23 protein-coding genes are annotated in these 20,965 nt (G+C 68.4%); 7 read left to right on the forward strand and 16 right to left on the reverse strand.

Going from position 1 to position 20,965, the window contains the following annotated elements:
* Nucleotides 1-41 precede the first annotated feature (41 nt).
* Nucleotides 42-659 carry a DUF2889 domain-containing protein gene (locus tag ABVN73_RS11125; protein WP_353858043.1) on the forward strand — a complete coding sequence of 206 codons (618 nt, stop codon included), beginning with the start codon at nt 42-44 and terminating at the stop codon, nt 657-659.
* Nucleotides 660-801: 142 nt separating this feature from the next.
* On the opposite strand, the gene ABVN73_RS11130 is transcribed toward ABVN73_RS11125, so the two are convergent.
* Entirely contained in the window at nt 802-1,224 is a 423-nt protein-coding gene (locus tag ABVN73_RS11130) for a ribbon-helix-helix domain-containing protein (protein WP_353858044.1), read from the reverse strand.
* Between the two features lie 311 nt (nt 1,225-1,535).
* On the reverse strand, nt 1,536-1,808 hold the full coding sequence (locus ABVN73_RS11135) for a BolA family protein (protein ID WP_014239259.1): 273 nt from the start codon (nt 1,806-1,808) through the stop codon (nt 1,536-1,538).
* 165 nt (nt 1,809-1,973) lie between these two features.
* On the opposite strand from ABVN73_RS11135, the gene ABVN73_RS11140 reads away from it, so the two are divergent.
* From ABVN73_RS11140 to cobT, 4 genes are all read left to right on the forward strand, one after another.
* Nucleotides 1,974-2,558: a DnaJ domain-containing protein gene (locus ABVN73_RS11140; RefSeq protein WP_353858045.1), complete on the forward strand. Its 585-nt coding sequence runs from the start codon at nt 1,974-1,976 to the stop codon at nt 2,556-2,558.
* A 73-nt stretch (nt 2,559-2,631) separates the two neighbouring features.
* Nucleotides 2,632-3,636: a cobaltochelatase subunit CobS gene (gene cobS, locus ABVN73_RS11145; RefSeq protein ID WP_353858046.1), complete on the forward strand. Its 1,005-nt coding sequence runs from the start codon at nt 2,632-2,634 to the stop codon at nt 3,634-3,636.
* A gap of 110 nt (nt 3,637-3,746) precedes the next feature.
* A complete protein-coding gene (locus ABVN73_RS11150) occupies nt 3,747-4,094 on the forward strand; it encodes a GxxExxY protein (RefSeq protein ID WP_353858047.1) in 348 nt (115 codons plus the stop codon).
* Between the two features lie 81 nt (nt 4,095-4,175).
* The gene (gene cobT / locus ABVN73_RS11155) at nt 4,176-6,041 is read left to right on the forward strand and encodes a cobaltochelatase subunit CobT (protein WP_353858048.1); all 1,866 of its coding nucleotides are present in this window, start codon (nt 4,176-4,178) and stop codon (nt 6,039-6,041) included.
* Between the two features lie 79 nt (nt 6,042-6,120).
* Here the strand turns inward: cobT and ABVN73_RS11160 are convergent, their stop codons facing one another.
* Complete coding sequence (locus tag ABVN73_RS11160; protein ID WP_353858049.1) at nt 6,121-6,633, reverse strand: invasion associated locus B family protein; 513 nt, start codon at nt 6,631-6,633, stop codon at nt 6,121-6,123.
* A 278-nt stretch (nt 6,634-6,911) separates the two neighbouring features.
* Between ABVN73_RS11160 and ABVN73_RS11165 the strand changes: the two genes are divergently transcribed.
* Complete coding sequence (locus tag ABVN73_RS11165) at nt 6,912-7,940, forward strand: Fe(3+) ABC transporter substrate-binding protein (protein WP_353858050.1); 1,029 nt, start codon at nt 6,912-6,914, stop codon at nt 7,938-7,940.
* Nucleotides 7,941-8,006: 66 nt separating this feature from the next.
* On the opposite strand, the gene ABVN73_RS11170 is transcribed toward ABVN73_RS11165, so the two are convergent.
* From ABVN73_RS11170 to ihfB, 12 genes are all read right to left on the reverse strand, one after another.
* Nucleotides 8,007-8,855 (reverse strand): pirin family protein, encoded by an 849-nt coding sequence (locus ABVN73_RS11170; RefSeq protein WP_353858051.1) that lies wholly within the window; start codon nt 8,853-8,855, stop codon nt 8,007-8,009.
* 104 nt (nt 8,856-8,959) lie between these two features.
* Nucleotides 8,960-10,684, reverse strand: a complete 1,725-nt coding sequence (locus tag ABVN73_RS11175; RefSeq protein WP_353858052.1) for an iron ABC transporter permease — start codon at nt 10,682-10,684, stop codon at nt 8,960-8,962.
* A gap of 130 nt (nt 10,685-10,814) precedes the next feature.
* On the reverse strand, nt 10,815-11,465 hold the full coding sequence (upp, locus tag ABVN73_RS11180) for a uracil phosphoribosyltransferase (RefSeq protein WP_353858053.1): 651 nt from the start codon (nt 11,463-11,465) through the stop codon (nt 10,815-10,817).
* Between the two features lie 108 nt (nt 11,466-11,573).
* Entirely contained in the window at nt 11,574-12,488 is a 915-nt protein-coding gene (locus tag ABVN73_RS11185) for a diguanylate cyclase (protein WP_353858054.1), read from the reverse strand.
* Between the two features lie 184 nt (nt 12,489-12,672).
* Entirely contained in the window at nt 12,673-13,317 is a 645-nt protein-coding gene (locus ABVN73_RS11190) for a phosphoribosylanthranilate isomerase (protein ID WP_353858055.1), read from the reverse strand.
* A gap of 12 nt (nt 13,318-13,329) precedes the next feature.
* Complete coding sequence (gene pyrF / locus ABVN73_RS11195) at nt 13,330-14,043, reverse strand: orotidine-5'-phosphate decarboxylase (RefSeq protein WP_353858056.1); 714 nt, start codon at nt 14,041-14,043, stop codon at nt 13,330-13,332.
* A gap of 105 nt (nt 14,044-14,148) precedes the next feature.
* The gene (locus ABVN73_RS11200) at nt 14,149-14,769 is read right to left on the reverse strand and encodes a hypothetical protein (RefSeq protein WP_353858057.1); all 621 of its coding nucleotides are present in this window, start codon (nt 14,767-14,769) and stop codon (nt 14,149-14,151) included.
* Nucleotides 14,770-14,811: 42 nt separating this feature from the next.
* The gene (locus ABVN73_RS11205; RefSeq protein WP_014239243.1) at nt 14,812-14,955 is read right to left on the reverse strand and encodes a hypothetical protein; all 144 of its coding nucleotides are present in this window, start codon (nt 14,953-14,955) and stop codon (nt 14,812-14,814) included.
* 100 nt (nt 14,956-15,055) lie between these two features.
* Nucleotides 15,056-16,168 (reverse strand): FAD-dependent oxidoreductase, encoded by a 1,113-nt coding sequence (locus ABVN73_RS11210; RefSeq protein WP_353858058.1) that lies wholly within the window; start codon nt 16,166-16,168, stop codon nt 15,056-15,058.
* A gap of 14 nt (nt 16,169-16,182) precedes the next feature.
* Complete coding sequence (locus ABVN73_RS11215; protein ID WP_353858059.1) at nt 16,183-17,139, reverse strand: ornithine cyclodeaminase family protein; 957 nt, start codon at nt 17,137-17,139, stop codon at nt 16,183-16,185.
* Between the two features lie 88 nt (nt 17,140-17,227).
* Nucleotides 17,228-17,617, reverse strand: a complete 390-nt coding sequence (locus ABVN73_RS11220; protein WP_038525891.1) for a LapA family protein — start codon at nt 17,615-17,617, stop codon at nt 17,228-17,230.
* An 89-nt stretch (nt 17,618-17,706) separates the two neighbouring features.
* Entirely contained in the window at nt 17,707-17,991 is a 285-nt protein-coding gene (gene ihfB / locus ABVN73_RS11225) for an integration host factor subunit beta (protein WP_014239239.1), read from the reverse strand.
* Nucleotides 17,992-18,251: 260 nt separating this feature from the next.
* Between ihfB and ABVN73_RS11230 the strand changes: the two genes are divergently transcribed.
* Entirely contained in the window at nt 18,252-19,058 is an 807-nt protein-coding gene (locus tag ABVN73_RS11230; RefSeq protein ID WP_353858060.1) for a DUF2189 domain-containing protein, read from the forward strand.
* Nucleotides 19,059-19,185: 127 nt separating this feature from the next.
* Here the strand turns inward: ABVN73_RS11230 and rpsA are convergent, their stop codons facing one another.
* Nucleotides 19,186-20,895 (reverse strand): 30S ribosomal protein S1, encoded by a 1,710-nt coding sequence (gene rpsA / locus ABVN73_RS11235; RefSeq protein ID WP_041810874.1) that lies wholly within the window; start codon nt 20,893-20,895, stop codon nt 19,186-19,188.
* Between the last annotated feature and the right edge of the window lie 70 nt (nt 20,896-20,965).

Genomic DNA, 20,965 nt, shown 5'->3' on the forward strand with positions numbered 1-20,965 from the left:
CAACACGGCCATCCGAATTAGGCCGAACGTCAGAGAGTCCCATGCCGCTGTCCGAACCCGCCGCACGCGAACCGATCCACACCCGGGAAGTCACCTGCCGGGGCTATCGGCGGACCGATGGGATGTGGGACGTCGAAGGCCATCTGACCGATGTGAAGAGCTACGCCTTCCACACCGAGCAGCGCGGTCAGATCCTTCCCGGCGACCCGGTGCACGGCATGTGGATTCGCCTGACGGTGGACAACGATCTGACCGTTCACGCGGTCGAGGCGGTGACGGAGAAGAGCCCCTACCGCACCTGCGGCTCCGTCACCCCCAACTTCCAGCGGCTGGTTGGGCTGAAGATCGGGCCGGGCTGGACCCGCGCGGTGAAGGAGCGGCTGGGCGGCATCCAGGGCTGCACGCATCTGGTGGAACTTCTCGGGCCGGTCGCCACCACCGCCTTCCAGACCATCTACCCCATCCTGGCGCGCGAGCAGGCCGAGAAGGCCCGGGCGTCCGGCGGCGGCGAGGCGGCGGGCAGCAAGGAGGACATGCTGCGCACCAAGCGTCCGGTGCTGCTCAACACCTGCCACATCTTCGACAGCAACGGCGAGGTCGTGCGGAAGAACTGGCCCGACCACTACACTGGCGACCGCCCCCGCGACGCCGCGGACTGAGACGGCAGCCGACCCGACATCCGGGAACGATCACCGGGGACAAACGATCCCCGGGGATAAACAATCATCGGGGACGACGGCAAAGGGCGCGCCCGATGGACGCGCCCCTGTTTTCTTTTCCCGAACCGGGATGGTCAGGCCGTCACGCGTCCAGCGCGGAGCGCAAATTCTCGCTGGGCCCGATCGGCTTCGCCGCCGGCGGCAGGGCGGACGCCGCGGTTCCGGCTCCGCTCTCCGAATGATCCAGCTCGTCCAGCGGCGGCAGGTCGAACGGCGTGCCGACGAAGGGATCGCCGCCGCCATGCCCGGCCTTGACGTGCCCGTCCTCGGTGCAGGCCCGGCGGAAATAGGCCGCGATGAAGACGCGGACCGCCGAGGTCAGGGTGACCTCCGCGTTGTCTCCACCCGGGCCGCGCCGCCGGATCTGCTCGTCCAGCCGGTCCTTGATCAGCGTGCAGAGGCCGTTGACCGTCAGGCCCTCGCGGCGGGCGATGTCCTCCAGGGCGTCCCACATGGTCGGCTCCAGACGCATGCTCGTGCGGCGCCCGGCAATCATGATGTTCATGCTCTTCAGCGGTTCCACACACGCGGTGGGATTTACCGTTAACCGCTTCTTCGGCCCGCGCTTCGCCATACGCCGCCCTCTCCACGAACCCGCCGGACGACGCGCGAAAAGTGCATCGCCCACGGCGCATTGATTGGTTGCATGCGCTGCACTCTACTAAATACAGCGAGAATTGCAACCGCGGCCGCACTCCAATTATGTTTGAAGACGGAAAAGAACCTCTAGTAGTTGCATGCGTATGTATGCATTTTCCGGTGGCGCTTTTCCCTTGCTGCACGGGCGGCGGCCGGGCGTTCTTGTGGGCGTTGCTGTCAGCGAGCCTCTTCGGGGGTCAGCGTGGTCAGGCCGAGGGCGTGAACACGCTCCGCCATTTCTTGGGCCAACAGACCATAGACCAGCCGCTGGCGCTCCACGCGCGACTTTCCGGCGAAGGCGGCGGAGACGATGGTGACGTGGAAATGCGTCTCGCCCTCCGGGTGGGCGCCGCCATGGCCGGCGTGCCGGCCGGAGTCGTCCTGGATGTCGAGCCGCTCGGGGGCCAGCGCGTCGGTCAGCTTCCGGCGCATGCGGGTGGCGTATTCCATGAGGGTCCTCATTTCGTTTGGGCGGAGTCGGGTTTGGGATTGAGGTGACGGCGCGGCACCGCTCCCGTCAAGCCGCCAATGCCGCAGACCGGCCATTTTCCGCAGTTCGGCACCGCCCCCTTGCGTGCGCTTGCCAGAAAGGGTGCCTCTTCCCATACTTCGCACATGAGCAAGCCACGCACCCGCTACGACTTCAGCCGCTACGACCAGCCGCGCACCGCCGTGCGCGCCTGCGATCATCCGGGCTGTGCCGGCGAGGGCGCGTACCGGGCGCCGAAGAGCCGCCGGCAGCTCAACGACTATTACTGGTTCTGCCTGGACCATGTGCGCGAATACAACCGTGCCTGGGACTATTACGCCGGCATGAAGCCCGAGCAGATCGAGGCCGAGGTCCGCCGCGACACCACCTGGCAGCGGCCGAGCTGGCCGCTTGGCTTCTGGGGGGTGCAGGAGAAGTTCCTGCGCGACCGCGCGATGCACGGCTTCAGCTTCGAGTTCGGGCGCGAGGCCGGCAAGGACCAGTCCGAGGAAAGCAAGCAGCGCCGGCAGGCGGCCCGCAACGCGGAGGAGGAGGCGCTGGTCATCCTCGACCTCGCCCCGCCGGTGGATTTCCCGCGCATCAAGGCGCGCTACCGCGAGCTGGTGAAAATCCACCATCCCGACGCCAACGGCGGGGACAAGGCGGCCGAAGAAAAGTTGAAAGAGATCAATCAGGCCTACAACACGCTGAAAGCCTGCTATGGTGCGTAACCCCGACGGTTGGCCGGACCAGATTGGCCGGGCGGCCCCGACAACAGACACGTTGGAACGATAAGAACCTCCCATGCCTTCTCAAGGAGCCACCCAGGCCAGCTCGGCCCTGTTCGATCACGTTCCCGACATCACCCTGTCGGTGCGTCAAGCGTTCGGCATCGACAGCGACATGCAGGTGCCGGCCTTCAGCCAGCGCACGGAGCATGTGCCGGACATCGACGAAGCCTACCGCTTCGACCGCGACACGACGCTCGCGATCCTGGCGGGCTTCGCCTACAACCGTCGCGTCATGGTCCAGGGCTATCACGGGACCGGCAAGTCCACCCACATCGAACAGGTGGCCGCGCGCCTGAACTGGCCCTGCATCCGCATCAACCTGGACAGCCACATCAGCCGCATCGACCTGATGGGCAAGGACGCCATCGTCCTGCGCGACGGCGTCCAGGTGACGGAATACCGTGAAGGCATCCTGCCCTGGGCGCTGCAGCACGCCTGCGCGCTGGTCTTCGACGAGTATGACGCCGGCCGTCCCGACGTGATGTTCGTGATCCAGCGCGTGCTGGAGGTGGAAGGCAAGCTGACCCTGCTCGACCAGAACCGCGTCATCCGCCCGCACCCGGCCTTCCGCCTGTTCGCCACGGCGAACACCGTCGGCCTGGGCGACACCACCGGCCTCTACCACGGCACGCAGCAGATCAACCAGGGCCAGATGGACCGCTGGAACATCGTGGCGACGCTGAACTACCTGCCGGTGGACGCCGAGGTGAAGATCGTCGCCTCCAAGGTGCCGGAATACGACAGCGAAGCCGGCCGCAAGACCGTGGCGTCGATGGTGCGTCTGGCCGACCTGACCCGCGCCGGCTTCATCAACGGCGACATCTCCACCGTGATGAGCCCGCGCACGGTCATCACCTGGGCGCAGAACGCCAACATCTTCAACGACATCGCCTTCGCGTTCCGGATCACCTTCCTGAACAAGTGCGACGAGGTGGAGCGGCCGACCGTCGCCGAATACTACCAGCGCTGCTTCGGCACCGAGCTGCCGGAGACGGGGGTGCAGGCGAACCTGGTGTGACGGGGCGTGAACATCCTGCCCAATTCCGAAGCACTAAGACTTCACGGATTACGCGGATTTGAACACGGATTTCATGGATGAGGGTCGTTCTGGACCAAAGAATTGAGGCCTTGACCGAGCGTGTCATTGGAGCCGGTTTCGAGGTCTTCAACACGCTTGGACAGGGTTTTGTCGAATCGGTCTATCAGAACGCCCTCGTTCATGAACTTCGCAGCCGCAACCTGGACGTCGGGTTGGAGGTGCCTTTCGGCATCTCCTACAAGGGCAGCAGCGTCGGGACCTATTTTGCGGACATCGTGGTCGAAGATCAGGTGATCGTCGAACTGAAGGTCGCCGAGGCCATCGGCCAGCCGCACATCAAGCAGGTGGTGAATTACCTGAGGGCCAGCCGGATGCCGGTCGGGCTTCTGCTGAATTTCGGCACGCCGAGGCTGACGGTCCGGCGCGTCCTCCCATAAGGAAAAATCCGTGTAATCCGTGCCTAAATCCGTGAAATCCGTGAAGTTTACGCACTTCCCCAACTCTATCGACAGCCCGCCATGACCGATCGTGAAAACCCCGTCGAGGCCTTCAAGCGCTCCACCGCCGCCGCGGTGCGGGCCCTCTCCCGCCGGGCCGACGTGCAGGTGGGCTTCTCCACCGAGCCGCCCGGCGTCGCCGGCCTGCGCGTGCGCATCCCCACCCCGGCGCGCGACCTGAACCCGCACGACGTCGCGACGTTGCGCGGCGCCGCGGACGCCGTGTCGCTGCGGCTGCGCTTCCACGACAACGCCATCCATCTCCAGCGCATGCCGCTGGGCGACAGCGCCCGCGCCGCCTACGACGCGCTGGAGCAGGCCCGGTGCGAGGCGCTGGGCGCCAGCCACATGCCCGGCGTCGCCGCCAACCTGGAGGCGGCGCTGGACGAGCGCTACCACAAGCAGGGCTTCGACCGGCTGGAGGAGCGCGAGCAGGTTCCCCTGCCCGAGGTGCTGCGCCTGATCGCCCGCGAGGCGATGACCGGCGCCGCCCCGCCCCCCGCCGCCGAGCACGCGGTCAGCCTGTGGCGCGGCTGGATCGAGGAGCGGCTGGGCAAGGACCTGCACGGGCTGGCCGGCCACATGGCCGACCAGGACGCCTACGCCCGCGCCGTGCGCAAGCTGCTGACCGAGCTGGACATGGAGGTCGGCAACGACCCCGACGAGCCGCAGGAGCCGGAGGAGGACGAACGCGACTCCGGCGAGAACGAGAACGAGCCGAACAAGGGCCAGACCCAGGGTGAGGACGACACCCAGAGCCAGGCCGAGTCGATGACCTCGCAGGAGACGCAGGAGTCCGACCAGGGCGAGCAGGCCGAGGAGGGCACCGGCGAGGAGGGCGACACCGAGATGGGCCAGGGCGAAGGGGCGGAGGAGCCCGCCGGCCCCGGCCAGCCCTGGCGCCCGGAGGCGCGCGGCCGCAACGAGCCCGACCCCAACGCCTACAAGCCCTTCACCACCCGCTTCGACGAGGTTGTCGACGCCGCCGAGCTGTGCGACCCGGAGGAGCTGGCCCGGCTGCGCCACATGCTGGACCAGCAGCTCGTCCATCTCCAGGGGGTGATCTCCAAACTGGCCAACCGCCTGCAGCGCCGCCTTCTGGCCAAGCAGCAGCGGTCCTGGGAGTTCGACCTGGACGACGGCATCCTCGACGCCGCCCGTCTCGCCCGCATCGTCGTGAACCCGGTCCTTCCCCTCTCCTTCAAGAAGGAGAAGGAGATGGACTTCCGCGACACGGTGGTGTCGCTGCTGATCGACAACTCCGGCTCGATGCGCGGGCGCCCGATCTCCATCGCCGCCATGAGCGCCGACATCCTGGCCCGCACGCTGGAGCGCTGCGCGGTGAAGGTGGAGGTGCTGGGCTTCACCACCCGCGCCTGGAAGGGCGGGCAGGCGCGCGAGCACTGGATCTCCTCGGGCAAGCCGGCCAACCCCGGCCGCCTGAACGACCTGCGCCACATCATCTACAAGGACGCCGACCAGCCCTGGCGCCGCGCCCGCAAGAATCTCGGCCTGATGCTGCGCGAAGGCATCCTGAAGGAGAACATCGACGGCGAGGCGTTGATGTGGGCGCACAACCGTCTGATCGGGCGGCCCGAGCAGCGGCGCATCCTGATGGTGATCTCCGACGGCGCGCCGGTGGACGACTCGACCCTGTCGGTCAACGCCGGCAACTATCTGGAGCGGCACCTGCGGCAGGTGATCGAGTACATCGAGACCCGCTCGCCGGTGGAGCTGGTGGCCATCGGCATCGGCCACGACGTGACCCGCTACTACCGCCGCGCCGTCACCATCGTGGACGCCGAGCAGCTGGGCGGCACCATGATGAACAAGCTGGCCGAGCTGTTCGACGAGGACGACCGCCGGGGCCGCAGCGGCTGGCGCTGAGGCCGGAACTCGGAGCACAAACAAAAACGGCGCGGATCACCCCGCGCCGTTCTTCATTGATGCCGTCCGGTTCCTCCGGTCACTGCAGGCTGCGCTGCATCTCTTCGAAGTTGCGCGAGAAGCCGTTCAACGGGAAGTCGATGTCGCGCTTGCCGGCGCGCAGGAAGTTCACGCGGACCAGCACCGTGGAGCCGTTGCGGAACTGGTCGACCACGCGGCCCGACACGAAGTTCGGGAACATGCACATGTTGAGCGTGGCGATCTGCGTCTCGATGCGCGGCTGGCGGTCGACGCGGATGGCGCAGTTGTCGATCATGCCCTGGCTGGTCGTCAGGAACAGGTGATAGTCGTTGCCGGTCGGGATGACGCTCAGCGCCACAAAGCCGACCTCCTTGCCGTCGTCGAACAGCCGGTAGTTCATCAGCCGGCAGACCTTGGTGTCGGTCATCCGGTCGATCTCGCAGCGGCTGGTCCAGGCGCCCTCCGGGCCGTACTCGGCGGCGGATTTCGAGAAATCGACGGCGGAGGCCGGCATGGCGGCCAGCGCGGACAGCAGCGCCGCACCAAAAGCGAAGAGACCTGTCCAACGCATCCTGACGCTCCCCATCTGTCGTCCCGATCATCCGCCCGAACCCCGCCCGACGGCGGGTCACGCGAACGGATTATAGGCATACCCCAAAGTCGAACAAGCCTTTACACCTTTGGTTGGCGCCTTGGCCCCGGATGATCGTTCGGCTCCGCATCCTTTTTGAATATTGAGAATGCTTATCGTTCACGCTTGACACCCCGCCCCCCGAATGGTCAAGTCGGCGCATGAGAACGCTTCGCAATTGCGGGCGCGAACCGGCAAGAATTCGGGAGTCACTGAGGATGCACATCGGATCGCGCGGCGTGTTTGCCGCCACCTTCGCCGCCACGCTGCTGACCATGACGGGTCTCGCCAGCGCCGCCGAAGTGAACATCTACTCCGCGCGCCATTACGATGTGGACAAGGACCTCTACGACGCCTTCACCAAGAAGACCGGCATCAAGATCAACGTCATCGAGGGCAAGGAAGAGGAGCTGATCGAGCGGATGAAGACCGAAGGCGGCAACAGCCCCGCCGACGTGTTCATCACCGTCGACGCCGGCCGCCTGTGGCGCGCCCAGGAGGCCGGCCTGCTCCAGCCGACCCGCTCCAAGGTCATGGAGGAGGCCATCCCGGCCCACCTGCGCGAGCCGGAAGGCCACTGGTTCGGCATCTCCAAGCGCGCCCGCATTCTGGTCTACAACAAGGCCTCGGTGAAGCCGGACGAGATCAAGACCTACGAGGAGCTGGCCGACCCGAAGTGGAAGGACCGCGTCCTCGTCCGCTCCTCGACCAGCGTCTACAACCAGTCGCTCGTCGGTTCGCTGCTCGCCGCCCATGGCGAGAAGGCGACGGAGGAATGGGCCAAGGGCGTCGTCGCCAACATGGCCCGCAAGCCGCAGGGCGGCGACACCGACCAGATCAAGGGCGTGGCCGCCAACGAAGGCGACGTGGCCGTGACCAACACCTACTACTTCGCCCGCATCGCCTCCTCCACCAAGCCGGAGGACAAGGCCATCGCGGAGAAGCTGGGCGTGATCTTCCCCAACCAGGGTGACCGCGGCACCCATGTGAACGTCTCCGGCGCCGGCGTCATGAAGAACGCGCCGAACAAGGAGCAGGCCGTCCAGTTCCTGGAGTATCTGGTCAGCCCCGAGGCCCAGAGGATGTTCACGGAAAAGAACTACGAGTACCCGATCGTCGCCGGGGCCGAGACCGCGCCGGTGCTGGTCACCTGGGGCAAGTTCAAGGAAGACCCGCTGAACGCCGCCGTCTACGGCAAGAACAACGCCGAGGCTCTGAAGATCATGGATCGCGCCGGCTGGAAGTAAGCCACCGTCCGGCGTAGCGAAGGGGCGCGTCCCAGCGGTGGAGACGCGCCCTTTTTGTTTGTGGATTTAGAACTTGCCCTCTTCGTAGTCGCGGTAGGCCTGCATCACCTCCTCGCGGCTGTTCATGACGAAGGGGCCGCCCCAGGCCACCGGCTCGCCAAGCGGCCGGCCGGAGAGCAGCAGGAAGCGCGCCCCGGACGGGCCGGCGGTGATCTCCGCCCGGTCGCCCTCACCCAGCACCAGCACCCGCGGGCCGCCCAGCCGGACGGAGCTGCCGGGCGCCACCACCGATCCTTCGAAGACCACCAGCGCCGCCGCGTGACCGGCGGGCACCGGCTCGGAGAAGGCGGCACCCGCCGGCAGGGTGACGTCGAAGTAGCGGGCCTCCGTCGGGCCGCCGCGCACCGGGCCGGCGGTGCCGTTCCCGGTGGTGCCGGCGATCACCGTCACCGTGGTCCCGCCCTCGCGCGTCTCGACCGGGATGCGGTCGGCGGCGAACTCCTGGTAGGCGGGCTCCGACATCTTCAGCCGTCCCGGCAGGTTGATCCAGAGCTGGAAGCCCTTCATCAACCCTTCGGTCTGCTCCGGCATCTCGGAATGGATCACACCACGCCCGGCGGTCATCCACTGCACGCCGCCGGTCTCGATCACGCCCTCATGGCCGTGGTTGTCCCAATGGCGCATGCGGCCGGCCAGCATGTAGGTGACCGTCTCGAAGCCACGGTGCGGGTGGTCGGGGAAGCCGGCCAGATAGTCCTGCGGCGTGTCGGACCCGAAATAGTCCAGCATCAGGAAGGGGTCGAGCATGCGCAGGCGCGGGGTGCCGACCATGCGGGTCATGCGCACGCCGGCCCCGTCGGACGCCTCCATGCCTTCGACGGCGGTCAGGACGGGACGAACGGTTTCGGCGGTCATCGGACGCTCTCCTCAGGCAACATCGCTGAGAGAGAGGTATTCTTTCCAGGGCACCGGATAAAGCCCCACCGCCGCTCAACACTGTTGCGGCGGGGGCAACAGCGTCATTCGTCGGTCTGGCCGGGGCGGGAGCGGCTGATGGACAAGCTGAGCAGGATCACCGGCACGATGCCGACCGCCACGATGGCCAGCGCCCCGGTGGCGGCCTCGGTCAGCCGCTCGTCGGAGGCCAGCGTGTAGACGCGCACGGCCAGCGTGTCGAAATTGAAGGGCCGCACGATCATCGTCGCCGGCAGTTCCTTCATCACGTCGACGAAGACCAGCAGCCCGGCGGTCAGCAGGCTGCCCCACATGATCGGCGCGTGCACCCGGATCAGCGTCCGCCCCGCCGTGTGGCCGAGCACCCGCGAGGCGAAGTCCATCGTCGGGCGGATCTTGCCCAGGCTGGCCTCGATCGTGTTGAAGGACACCGCCAGGAAGCGGACCAGATAGGCGAACAGCACCGCCGCGATGGTGCCGCTCAGCAGCAGGCCGGTGGACACGCCGAAGGTCTGGCGCATGAAGGCGTCGACGGCGTTGTCGAGATGGGCGAAGGGGATCAGCACGCCGACCGCGATCACCGAGCCGGGAATGGCGTAGCCCATGGCGGCGACGCGCACCGCGCCCTTGAGCAGCGGCGTCGGGCGCAGCCGCTGCCCGTAGGCCAGGACCAGCGCCAGCGACACCGCCAGCACCGCGGCCAGCGCCGCCAGCGTGAAGCTGTTGCGGGCCAGCGTCAGGAACACCGGTCCGAAGGCCTGATCCCCGGCGGTGACCGCCATGCGGACCAGCAGCCCGGCGGGCAGCAGGAAGCCGAGCAGCAGCGGCAGGCCGCACGCCGTCATGGCGGCGGCGGCGCGCCAGCCCGTCAGCTCATGCTTGGGCAGGCGGCGGTAGCGGGTGGTGGTGTGGTGGTAGCGGGCCTGCCGGCGCGACCAGCGCTCCATCAGCACCAGAACCAGGACGAACATCATCAGCACGGCGGCCAACTGCGCCGCCGCCACCGGCTGTCCCATGGCGAACCACGTCCGGTAGATGCCGGTGACGAAGGTGTTCACCGCGAAATACTGCACCGTGCCGAAATCGGCCAGAACCTCCATCAGCACCAGCGCCAGACCGGCGACGATGCTGGGGCGGGCCAGCGGCAGCGCCACCGTGAAGAAGCTGCGCCACGGCCCGCGGCCGAGCGTGCGGCTGACCTCCAGCACGCAGACGGACTGCTCCAGGAAGGCGGCGCGCGACAGCAGATAGACGTACGGGTACAGCACCAGCGTCATCATCAGCGCGGCGCCTTCGAGCGTCCGGATGTCGGGAAACCAGTAATCCCGGCGCGACCAGTGGAAGACCTCGCGCAGCGCGGTCTGCACCGGGCCGACGAACTGGAGCAGGTCGGTGTAGACGTAGGCCATGACGTAGGCCGGCACCGCCATTGGCAGCAGCAGCGCCCATTCCAGAACCCGGCTGCCGGGGAAGCGGCACATGGTGACCAGCCAGGCGGTGCCCACCCCGATCACCAGCGTGCCCATCCCCACCCCGAAGACGAGGCGCACGGTGTTCAGCAGATACTCCGCCAGCACCGTGTCGACCAGATGCTGCCACACCCCGTCCGTCGGCACGAAGACGCGGCTGATCACCGCCAGCACCGGCAGGGCCACCAGCGCCGCGATCACCAGCGTCGCCAGCGTCCAGCCGCTGAAACCGATGCGATGCCACAGGGAGGAACAGGAGCCGGCGGCCTGAACCGGGCCGCCCGGGGCCGGGCCGGGGGTGTGGAGGGTGTCCGTCGTCAAGGCCGGTTGCGCCCATAGGGATGTGTCGAACGGGAGCCCTATGGTCTCACACTGTGCGAATAACTCGCAATGACAACATGCCGCACCCCTGCCCCCTGACGGAATGACAGGGATGCGGCCGCCGTCCCGGCTACTTGGTGCCGAACATGCGGTCGCCGGCGTCGCCCAGGCCCGGGACGATGTAGGCGTTCTCGTCCAGATGGCTGTCGAGCGAGGCGGTGAAGACCTTCACCCGCGGGTGGGCGGCGGCGAAGACGCGCATGCCTTCGGGGGCTGCGACCAGCGCCATGAAGCGGATGTTCTCGTCGTCGACGCCGTGGCGGTTCAGCACGTCGCAGGCGTGGACGGCGGAATTGCCGGTCGCCAGCATCGGGTCCACCACGATGAACAGGCGGCCTTCGGCCTCCGGCAGCTTCACCAAATACTCGTGCGGCATCTTGGTGTCGTGGTCGCGGTAGAGGCCGATGTGCCCCTCGCGCGCCGACGGCACCAGCTCGTGCAGGCCCTGGGCCATGCCGAGGCCGGCGCGCAGCACCGGCACGATGGCCAGCTTCTTGCCGGCGATCACCGGCGCGTCTATGGGCTGGAGCGGCGTGTCGATCCGCTCGGTCGTCAGGGGCAGGTCGCGGGTGATTTCATAGCCCATCAGCAGCGAGATTTCGCGCAGCAGGGTGCGGAAGCCGCCGGTGGAGCGTTCCTTGGCCCGCATCAGCGTCAGCTTGTGCTGGATCAGCGGGTGGTCGAGGATGAACAGATTGGGGAATTCGGTGTTGGTGCGCATGGATCTCGTGCCGCGGCCTGTCTAGGCCCCGATCCTAACCCGGCGGACCCGCTTCGGCCAAGCCGCCCTTAAGCGATCCCGCCGGATGCGCCGGTCGGAAGACGCAGGTCAGCGGCGGTTGGGATGGGCCGAGCGCTCCGCCGCACCCTCCGGCTGGTCGAATCCGTAGCGGACCACGCGGTTGCGGCCGCTGTTCTTCGCCTGATAGAGGGCGCGGTCGGCGCAGACCACCATCTCCTCCACCGGCAGATCCTCCCCGGCCTCGACCAGCCCGAAGGAGGCGGTGACCGCGATCCGCCGCCCGTCGGGCAGCGTCACCGGGGTCCGCGCCAGTTCGCCGCGCAGCCGCTCGATGACCCGGAAGCCTTCGGCGAGGCCGGTTTCCTTCAGGCAGATCAGGAACTCCTCGCCGCCCATGCGGAAGGCCTCGTCGAAGCTGCGGATGCCTCGGCTGATGGCGGCGGCGGTGGCGGCCAGGACGCGGTCGCCGATGTCGTGGCCGTAGGTGTCGTTGATGCCTTTGAAGCGGTCGATGTCGCAGATGGCGACGCAGAAGGCCGGGCCGTTGCGGCGGAAGCGGTTGTGCTCGCGCTCCAGCGCCTCCTGCATGCCGCGGCGGGTGCGCAGGCCGGTCAGGGGGTCCAGCCCGCTCGCCGCCGCGCCGAAGGCGCGCTCGACCCGGCGCAGATGCAGGACGAACTCCTCGAAGCGGGCGATCACCCCCTCATAATCGGCCTCGCTCGGGCTCTCGCCGCCGGCCGCCTTCAGCAGAAGCAGCTTGGCCTTGCGGTGCATCTGCTCGTGCAGGGTGACCAGCTTCTCCACGGCGGGCTGGTGGGCCAGATCGTCGGCGTTGACCGCCACGCACCACGCCGCGAAGGAGGCCGGGGCCGACACCCGCTCGCCCCCCTGGCCGCCGCGGAAGAAGACCGCGCGGTGCCACTGCCCGATCCATCGCAAATGCTCGTCGAGCACGAGGCCGAGGCTGTCGGATGGCGAGCGTGAGTCGGACGAGTTGCTCATCGGGCTTGCAGGGCTTCCCTTCGGACACATCCACCGGTCGCGGCCCATGGATGCCAACAGTATCGCACGAAGTCATAACCCAGGTCCGCAACCCGGTCGTGCGATTAAGTTGTGCCCATCCGCCAAAAGGGAAAGCCCCACGGCAACATCAAATTTTATTCAAATGCGCCGCCGCGACACGGCGTCACAGCCCGGCCACGCTGTCCAGGAAGCGGCGGATCAGTTCCGGGTCCTTGTGGCCGGGGCGGTCCTCCACCCCCGACGACACGTCGAGCGCCGGGGCGCCGGTCGTCCGCACCGCCTCCGCCGCGTTCTCCGGCTTCAGCCCGCCCGACAGCATCCAGGGTTTCGGCCAGCTCCGCCCGGCGAGCAGCGTCCAGTCGAAGGCGATGCCGTTGCCGCCCGGCAGGGCCGACACCTTGGCCGGCGGCTTGGCGTCGAACAGCAGCCGGTCGGCGACCTCGGCGGCCTCCAACGCGGCGGCCAGATCCTCCGGCCCGCCGACCTTGATCGCCTTCATCACCGGGATGTTGGAGGCGGCCTTCACCTCGGCGATGCGGCGCGGCGTCTCCTTGCCGTGGAGCTGGATCAGGTCGAAGGGGACTTGGCTGACCACATGCTCCAGGAAGTCGTTCTCGGGATCGACGAACAGCCCGACCGTGCGCACGCCCGTTGGAACCAGCCGCGCCAGCTCCGCCGCCATGGAGGGCGCGATGGAGCGCGGGCTCGGCGGGTAGAAGACGAAGCCGACGTAGCGCGCCCCGCCGGCCACGGCGGCGTGCAGCGACAGGGGCTCGGTGAGGCCGCAGATCTTCACGCTGACGGGCATGGAGGCAGGTCCTTACAGTTCCGAAACGATGCGTCGGGCGGCGGCTTCGGGGTCGGCGTCGCCGGTAATCGGGCGTCCGATGACCAGATGGTCCGCCCCGGCGGCCAGCGCCTCGGCGGGGGTCATGACGCGCTTCTGGTCGTTGGCGGCGGCCCAGGCGGGGCGGATGCCCGGCACCATCAGGATGAAGTCCGGCCCGCAGGCCGCGCGGATCAGCGCCACCTCGGCGGGGGAGCAGACGACGCCGTCCACCCCCGACTCCTTGGCGAGCAGCGCCAGCCGCTTCACCTGATCGGCCACCGGGACGCTCTGCCCGACGGCCTGGAGGTCGGCGGCGTCCATGCTGGTCAGCACGGTGACGGCGAGGATCTTCGGGCGGTCCGCGCCGGCGCCGGCCGCCGCCTCCGCCGCCGCGCGCATCATCGCCGGGCCGCCGGAGGTGTGGATGGTCAGGAAGGCGGGCTTCAGCGGCAGCGCCGCCCGGATGCCGCCCGCCACCGTGTTGGGGATGTCGTGCAGCTTGAGGTCGAGGAACAGCGGCGGGCCGTCCTCCCCGATCACCGCGCGGATGCCCGCCGGACCATGGGCGATGAAGAACTCCAGCCCCAGCTTGATCCCGCCGACCACCCCCGCGATCCGCCGACCGAGGTCGCGGGCGGTGTCGAGGTCGGTCGTGTCGACGGCGCAGAAGATGCGCGAGGCGGGCGCGATGCTGGGCGTGCTCATGGAAAAACGGCTCTCCGGACCCTGGAAGGTGGTGATGGCGCGCAGCCTAACAAGGGCCGGCGCCAATCACCAGACTTCCGGGGACCGGAGAGTGGGCCGGAACCGCTATTCGCGGTTCACGTCGACGCGGCCGGTCGGCGGAGTCGCCGGGGTGCCCATCGGAGTCGCGATCGGCGTGGCCGCCGGCGCGCCTGCCGCCGGGTTGGCCCCCTGCGTGTTGACGTCGCGCAGCGAGGCGGCGGCGGCGCGGCGGCGCTCTTCGGCGGCCTGATCGCTGTCGTAATCGGCGGTGGCGGCGTCATAGCCGCTCCAGCCGGCCTCGCGGTAGCCCTGCGCCCGGCCGGGGATGTTCACCGAGCCGTGGCGCTGCATGACGGCCAGCGCGGAGTCGCACATCGACTCCTCGACCCGGCCGACCAGCAGCACGCCGCCGCGGCGCACACCCTCGGCGAAGACGTCCGCGTCCTCCCGTGTCACGCCGATGCCGGTCAGCATGGAGACGCGGCGGTCGCGGGCGTCGAAATTCGGGTCCTCCCCGAAGTCGGCGGCGTGGCGCCAGCTTTCCAGCCGGTTCTCGGTGGCCAGACTGGCCGAGGAGCCCAGCTTCGCGCTGTCGGCGCCCATCATGGTGAAGTCCTGCCGCAGATTGGCGGCTTCGAGTTCGCTCAGCGCGCGTTCGGCGCCGGACAGATCGTCGTACAGCGCGACAATGGTCTTCTTGTTCATGAACCCGCTCCTGTGCTGGTCCGATCCGGACGCGGTCCGGACTCAGAGGAAGAAATAGAGGAGGGCGAGGACCACCAGCACGACCAGCGCGATGACCCACCAGTTCATGGAGCCGGCCGCACCGCCCGTCGCCGTCCGGTTGCCGTCCGTGTCGTAGACACCCACTTTGCGAGGTTCGTCGGCCATGGATGCGTCACTCCCTGTCGGTAAGGCTTCAGCCAACACAGGCTGATTGCCCTCTCAACAGGGGTGGAGCCGCACCGTTCCGCCGGTTTCGGGAGGGCGCTCAGCGCCCGGCGGCCCAATCAGGCAGTTCGGACGCCCGCGCCGGATCGGCGATGGCGCCCGCCAGCGCCTCGCCCAGCGCCGGGGCGAACTTGAAGCCGTGGCCGGAACAGGCGCTCATCAGCCAGCAGCGGGCGGACAGCGGCTCGACCACGAAGCGCTCGTCGTCGGTCACCGTGTAGAAGCAGGTCGCGGCGTTGGCGAGGCTGTAGCGGTGGCCGTCCGCCAGCACCCGGCGGGCGCGGTCCAGCACGTCGCGCGCCTCGTCCGGATCGGGATCGCGCTCGGTGTCCGGGTCGCCGACGCGCGAGAAGCGGTGGTCGCCCGCCTTCATCGTCGTGCCGGCCACCGGGGGAACGACGTAGACCCCGCTCTCCCCATCGGCGTCGATCAGCATGGGCGCCTTGGCCCAGACGCCGCGCAGGCCCTCCGGCGGCATCAAGTAGGCCACGACCTGCCGCGACGGGGTCAGGCGCGCCGCCGTTTCCGGAAGCAGCTTGGTCACCCAGGCCCCGGCGGCGACCACCAGCGCGTCGGCGCCGATGGTCCGGCGATCGGCGAGCGTCACGGTGGCACGCTCGGCATCGATCGCCGTCACGGGGGCACGCGCGTGGACCGTCACCCCCAGCGCGTTCAGATGGTGGCTGAGCAGTTCCACGATGCGCCCGGCGAGCAGCACGCCGCCCGACTCCAGATGCAGCCCCTCCGCCACGGCGTTGGCGTCGACCAGCGGGAATTCCGCGGCGATCTGCGCCGGGGTCAGGCGGCGGACGGGGTGGCCCAGCGACTCCAGCACCGCGACGCTGTCGGCCAGCCAGCGCCGCCCGTCCTCCGCCGAGGCGGTGCAGAGCGTGCCGCTGGGGACCAGCAGCCGCTCGCCCAGGTCGGTCCACAGCCGCTCCCACGCCTGGAAGGCCGTGTCGGCCATGCGGGCGTAACCGGCGCTGGTGCCGTAGGCGTGGCGGAACAGCCGGTGCTGGTCCACGGAGCTGCCGAAGGGGTTGGGCACCTGGCCCTGGTCGAAGACGGCGACCTCGTGCCCGGCGCGGGCCAGCGCCCAGGCGGTGCACAGCCCCATGATGCCGGCGCCGACGACGGTGATGCGGAGAGTCATGATGGGAAAGCGCCTTAACGGATCGTGTCGTTGTGGATCACCATCTCCACCGCCAGCTGGGCGGCGCAGAGGTCCTCCAACGCGGTGCCGACCGACTTGAACAGGGTGATCTGGTCGTAGAAGCGGCGCCCGGCGCGCTGGCCGCGGGTCAGGTCGTACAGGTCGCCGGCGATGTCCGCGTCGGTCAGGATGCCGGCCTTCATCGGCTGCACGATGTCGCCCGCTTCCTTGCAGGCCCCCTCGCGCGTGTCGACGAAGACGCGGGAGCGGCGGATGCAGTCGTCGTCCGCCTCGCGCATCTCCGGGGTGAAGCCGCCGACGAGGTCGAGGTGCGCGCCCGGCTGGAGCCACTCGCCGCGGATCAGCGGCTCCTTCGCCAGCGTGGCGCAGGAGATCACCTGGGCGCCGCGCACCGCCCCCTCCAGGTCGGCCGTGGCCTCGATGCGGAACTTCGGGCGGTGGAAGCGGCTGGCCACCTTCTTCGCCTTGTCGAGGCTGCGGCCCCAGACCAGCACATGCTTGATCGGCAGGACGGTGGCGAAGGCCTCGATCAGCTCGGGCGCCAGAGCCCCGGTGCCGACCATCAGCAACCGTTCCGAGTCGGGCCGCGCGAGGTAGGAGGCGGCGAGCGCGGAGGCCGCCGCGGTGCGCCGCTTGGTGAGGGCGGTGCCGTCCAGAACCGCCTGGGGCATCCCCGTCTTGCCGTCCATCAGCAGGTAGACGCCCTGCACCGCCGGCAGATCCTTGGCCCCGTTGTCGGGGAAGACGGTGACCACCTTGACGCCGATGGACTGGTTGACCTGCCAGGCCGGCATCAGCAGCAGCGTGCCGTCACTCTGGCCGTAGGTCTCGACCGTGTGGTGGTGCCGCAGCGGCACCTCGACCCCGGCGCGGAAGGTTTGCCGCATGCGTTCGATCAGCATGCGGAAGTGCAGGACGGACTTCAGCTCGGCTCCGGTGACGGTGCGCATCGGCGGCTCCCTCCACAGGTCCGGCAAGGCGGAACCCCCCTCCCGCCCCCCGGCCGGACGGGAGGCCGAAGGGGATGCCGGCGGACGGTCAGTGGACCGTGGTCGCCGGCAGGGCGGCGCCGGACCCGGTGACCGCGGGCAGGCCGGCGGTGCCGGACAGCGGGCGGTTCATCTCGGCCAGACGCTTCTCCGCGGCGGCGGCGCGGGCCTGCGTCTCCTTCAGCTCGCGCTCCAGGTAGGACACGCGGTCGGAGGAGCGGCGGGCGCGGCGGCGGTGGCGGCGCTGGGCGTTCCAGGCGACGACGCCGCCGGCCAGGAAGCCGATCACCAGGGCCACCAGCGTGGCGAGGTAGACCGGGACCTCCAGCGTGAAGGGCAGCGGCCAGAGCGACAGCGTGACCAGGCCACGGTTGGAGATGGCGAACAGCACCGCGGCCAGCGCGATGGGAACGGCGATGATGAGGGCGATGAAACGCACGGGTGTGGTCCTCGTATCCATGATCGGGGGCCGGGGCAGCGCCGGGTCCGGGCCGATTGAGTCAGCGACGGGCTGTCAATGAACGGACATCATTCGTCGGTGTTCAAGCGCTCGCGCAACTGTTTTCCGGTCTTGAAGAACGGGATGGCCTTTTCGCCCACCTCGACGGCTTCGCCGGTGCGCGGGTTCCGGCCGGTGCGGGCGTCCCGGCGCTTGACGGAGAAGGCGCCGAACCCGCGCAGCTCCACCCGGTCGCCGCGGGCGAGCGCTTCGGAGATCTCGTCGAAGATGGTGCCGACGATCTTTTCGATGTCGCGCTGGTACAGATGCGGATTGCGCTCCGCGAGCCGTTGAATCAGCTCTGATTTGGTCATGGCGATTCCGTTTCCCCCGGTTCGAGCGCCCTTGCACCGCGCTCCTTGACCTGCGCGCAAGCGTGCCACCGGGTCCGGTGACCGTCAAGCTAAGCCTTTCTGGCGGAACCCTTTTCCCGGCAACGCTCGGGCTTGTCCGACGGCCGGAAGCAAAAAGGACCGAAATGTGATTAATCAGTCTTACGGATTGCCTTTGAACGCACCATTTCCGATGAGATGGTTGGCACGGTCCTGTCGCCGGTCGCGGTTGGAGGTTCGTCATGACACACGCCCATCACTCCGGTCCCGCCGACCCGCTGGCCGGCCTGCCCTACGCGGACCGCGTCCGCACCGTCACCACCGCCCAGGCGCTGGGGTGGCTGCGGGCGGGCTGGCTGGACCTGCGGGCGTCGGGCTGGGTCAGCCTCGCCTACGGTTCCCTGTTCGTCGCCATCGGCTTCGCGCTGACCGGCGGGCTGGTGCTGGCCGGGATGGCCTATCTGATCGCGCCGATGATCGGCGCCTTCCTGCTGATCGCGCCGCTCCTGGCGCTCGGCCTCTACCGGATTTCCAAGGACGTCGAGGAGGGGCGGCGGCCCGGCCTGTGGCGCGCGCTGACCGCGTGGCGGGCCAACCCCTACCACATCCTGACCGCCGGCCTGATCCTGATGCTCTACGTGATGATCTGGGCGCGGATGAACGTGGTGGCCTTCGCCCTGTTCTTCCCGCACGAGGCCATCGCGCTCGATCACTTCGTGGCGCAGATGTTCAGCCTGGACGGTCTGGTCTTCACCGCCTTCATCACGGCGCTGGGCTTCGCCTTCGCGGCCTTCGCCTTCATCACCAACGTCACCGCCCTGCCGATGATGATGGATCGCCCGGTGGATGTCTTCGCCGCGGCGCTGGCCTCGGCGATGGCGGTGCTGCGCAACCCGCGCGTCCTGGCGCTGTGGGCCGGGCTGATCGTGCTGGTGACCGGCGCCGGGCTGCTGACCGGCTTTCTCGGCCTGATCGTCGCCCTGCCCCTGGTCGGGCACGCGAGCTGGCACGCCTACCGCGACCTCATCAAGGAGGACGAGGAGGGGTGAAAGCGGTTTGAAAAAGGAAAAAGCCGCCGCGGGGTGACCGCGGCGGCTTTTTCGTAACCAAGTGCGAGAGACGGGCCTCCTCCCCGGCCCTCCCCCGCTTGCGCAGGGGAGGGAGATGGGAAGAGCCTTACTCCTCGCCGGTCTGCTGCTTGCGCTTCAGAGCCGCACCCAGGATGTCGCCCAGCGAGGCGCCCGAGTCGGACGAACCGTACTCGGCCATCGCCTGCTTCTCCTCCTCCATCTCGCGGGCCTTGATGGACAGCGAGATGCGGCGGGAGCCGCGGTCGATCTGGGTCACCTTCGCGTCGACCTTCTCGCCGACGGCGAAGCGGTCCGGACGCTGCTCCGAACGGTCGCGGGACAGGTCCGACTTGCGGATGAAGCCGGTGTAGCCCTCGCCGACCGTGACCTCGATGCCACCGTCGGTGACCTGGGTGACGGTGCAGGTGACGACCTCGTTCTTCTTCAGGCCGGCCGTGGCAGCCTCGAACGGATCGTTCGCGAGCTGCTTGATGCCGAGGGAGATGCGCTCCTTCTCGACGTCGACGTCCAGGACCTTGACCTTGACGCGGTCGCCCTTCTTGTACTCGGCGATGGCCTCCTCACCCGACTTGTTCCAGTCGAGGTCGGACATGTGGACCATGCCGTCGATGTCGCCCGGCAGACCGACGAACAGACCGAACTCGGTGATGTTCTTGACCTCGCCTTCCAGCTCCGTGCCCGGGCCGAACTTGTCGAGGAAGGTCTCCCACGGGTTGTCCAGGCACTGCTTGAGGCCCAGGCTGATGCGGCGCTTCTGCGGATCGACGTCCAGGACCATGACCTCGACTTCCTGCGAAGTCGAAACGATCTTGCCCGGATGGACGTTCTTCTTCGTCCAGGACATCTCCGAGACGTGCACCAGGCCCTCGATCCCCGGCTCCAGCTCCACGAAGGCGCCGTAGTCGGTGATGTTGGTGACGCGGCCCTTGAACCGCGAGCTGACCGGGTACTTGGCTTCCACGCCTTCCCACGGATCGGCTTCCAGCTGCTTCATGCCGAGGCTGATGCGCTGGGTCTCCGGGTTGAAGCGGATGACCTGGACCGTGACGGTCTGGCCGATCTGCAGGGCCTCGGACGGGTGGTTGATGCGGCGCCACGCGATGTCGGTGACGTGCAGCAGGCCGTCGACGCCACCCAGATCCACGAACGCGCCGTAGTCGGTGATGTTCTTGACCACACCCTGCAGAACCTGGCCTTCCTTGAGGTTGGCCACCAGCTCCGAACGGGCCTCGGCGCGGCTCTCTTCGAGAACGGCGCGACGCGACACGACGATGTTGCCGCGCGAGCGGTCCATCTTCAGGATCTGGAACGGCTGCGGGGTGCCCAGCAGCGGGGAGATGTCGCGGACCGGACGGATGTCCACCTGCGAACCCGGCAGGAACGCCACGGCGCCCGACAGGTCGACGGTGAAGCCGCCCTTGACGCGGCCGAAGATGACGCCGGTGACGCGGGTCTGGTCCTGGAAGGACTTCTCCAGCAGGGCCCAGGCCTCTTCGCGCTTCGCCTTCTCACGCGACAGAACGGCTTCGCCGTTCTTGTCTTCCATGCGCTCCAGATACACCTCGACGGTGTCGCCCGCCTTCAGCTCGGGCGGCTGGCCGGCAACGGCGAATTCCTTCAGCGCGACGCGGCCTTCCGACTTCAGGCCGACGTCGATGGTGACCATGTCGTTCTCGACGGAGACGACGCGGCCCTTGACGACCGAGCCTTCGAGGGACTCGGCCGTGCCGAGCGACTCCTCGAGCAGAGCCGCAAAGCTTTCCTTCTCGCCGGTCCGGGCCATAGCTTGTGCCATTGAAACTCCTAAGGTTGGCCGAAAGCGATCCCGCCATGGTCCGTCCCGCGGCAAAACGGGCCGGCCCCCG

This window comes from Azospirillum formosense, assembly GCF_040500525.1.
GTDB classification, from domain to species: Bacteria; Pseudomonadota; Alphaproteobacteria; order Azospirillales; family Azospirillaceae; genus Azospirillum; species Azospirillum formosense_A.

What these genes read in the sequence shown, in the direction of transcription:
- ABVN73_RS11200 (WP_353858057.1), bottom strand. Translation starts at nt 14,769, where the DNA reads ATGAACAAGAAGACCATTGTCGCGCTGTACGACGATCTGTCCGGCGCC.
- ABVN73_RS11170 (WP_353858051.1), bottom strand. Translation starts at nt 8,855, where the DNA reads ATGACCGCCGAAACCGTTCGTCCCGTCCTGACCGCCGTCGAAGGCATG.
- ABVN73_RS11135 (WP_014239259.1), bottom strand. Translation starts at nt 1,808, where the DNA reads ATGGAATACGCCACCCGCATGCGCCGGAAGCTGACCGACGCGCTGGCC.
- ABVN73_RS11160 (WP_353858049.1), bottom strand. Translation starts at nt 6,633, where the DNA reads ATGCGTTGGACAGGTCTCTTCGCTTTTGGTGCGGCGCTGCTGTCCGCG.
- ABVN73_RS11185 (WP_353858054.1), bottom strand. Translation starts at nt 12,488, where the DNA reads ATGAGCAACTCGTCCGACTCACGCTCGCCATCCGACAGCCTCGGCCTC.
- ABVN73_RS11210 (WP_353858058.1), bottom strand. Translation starts at nt 16,168, where the DNA reads ATGACTCTCCGCATCACCGTCGTCGGCGCCGGCATCATGGGGCTGTGC.
- cobT (WP_353858048.1), top strand. Translation starts at nt 4,176, where the DNA reads ATGACCGATCGTGAAAACCCCGTCGAGGCCTTCAAGCGCTCCACCGCC.
- ABVN73_RS11125 (WP_353858043.1), top strand. Translation starts at nt 42, where the DNA reads ATGCCGCTGTCCGAACCCGCCGCACGCGAACCGATCCACACCCGGGAA.
- upp (WP_353858053.1), bottom strand. Translation starts at nt 11,465, where the DNA reads ATGCGCACCAACACCGAATTCCCCAATCTGTTCATCCTCGACCACCCG.
- ABVN73_RS11190 (WP_353858055.1), bottom strand. Translation starts at nt 13,317, where the DNA reads ATGCCCGTCAGCGTGAAGATCTGCGGCCTCACCGAGCCCCTGTCGCTG.
- rpsA (WP_041810874.1), bottom strand. Translation starts at nt 20,895, where the DNA reads ATGGCACAAGCTATGGCCCGGACCGGCGAGAAGGAAAGCTTTGCGGCT.
- cobS (WP_353858046.1), top strand. Translation starts at nt 2,632, where the DNA reads ATGCCTTCTCAAGGAGCCACCCAGGCCAGCTCGGCCCTGTTCGATCAC.
- ABVN73_RS11130 (WP_353858044.1), bottom strand. Translation starts at nt 1,224, where the DNA reads ATGAACATCATGATTGCCGGGCGCCGCACGAGCATGCGTCTGGAGCCG.
- pyrF (WP_353858056.1), bottom strand. Translation starts at nt 14,043, where the DNA reads ATGAGCACGCCCAGCATCGCGCCCGCCTCGCGCATCTTCTGCGCCGTC.
- ABVN73_RS11140 (WP_353858045.1), top strand. Translation starts at nt 1,974, where the DNA reads ATGAGCAAGCCACGCACCCGCTACGACTTCAGCCGCTACGACCAGCCG.
- ABVN73_RS11215 (WP_353858059.1), bottom strand. Translation starts at nt 17,139, where the DNA reads ATGCGCACCGTCACCGGAGCCGAGCTGAAGTCCGTCCTGCACTTCCGC.
- ihfB (WP_014239239.1), bottom strand. Translation starts at nt 17,991, where the DNA reads ATGACCAAATCAGAGCTGATTCAACGGCTCGCGGAGCGCAATCCGCAT.
- ABVN73_RS11230 (WP_353858060.1), top strand. Translation starts at nt 18,252, where the DNA reads ATGACACACGCCCATCACTCCGGTCCCGCCGACCCGCTGGCCGGCCTG.
- ABVN73_RS11205 (WP_014239243.1), bottom strand. Translation starts at nt 14,955, where the DNA reads ATGGCCGACGAACCTCGCAAAGTGGGTGTCTACGACACGGACGGCAAC.
- ABVN73_RS11165 (WP_353858050.1), top strand. Translation starts at nt 6,912, where the DNA reads ATGCACATCGGATCGCGCGGCGTGTTTGCCGCCACCTTCGCCGCCACG.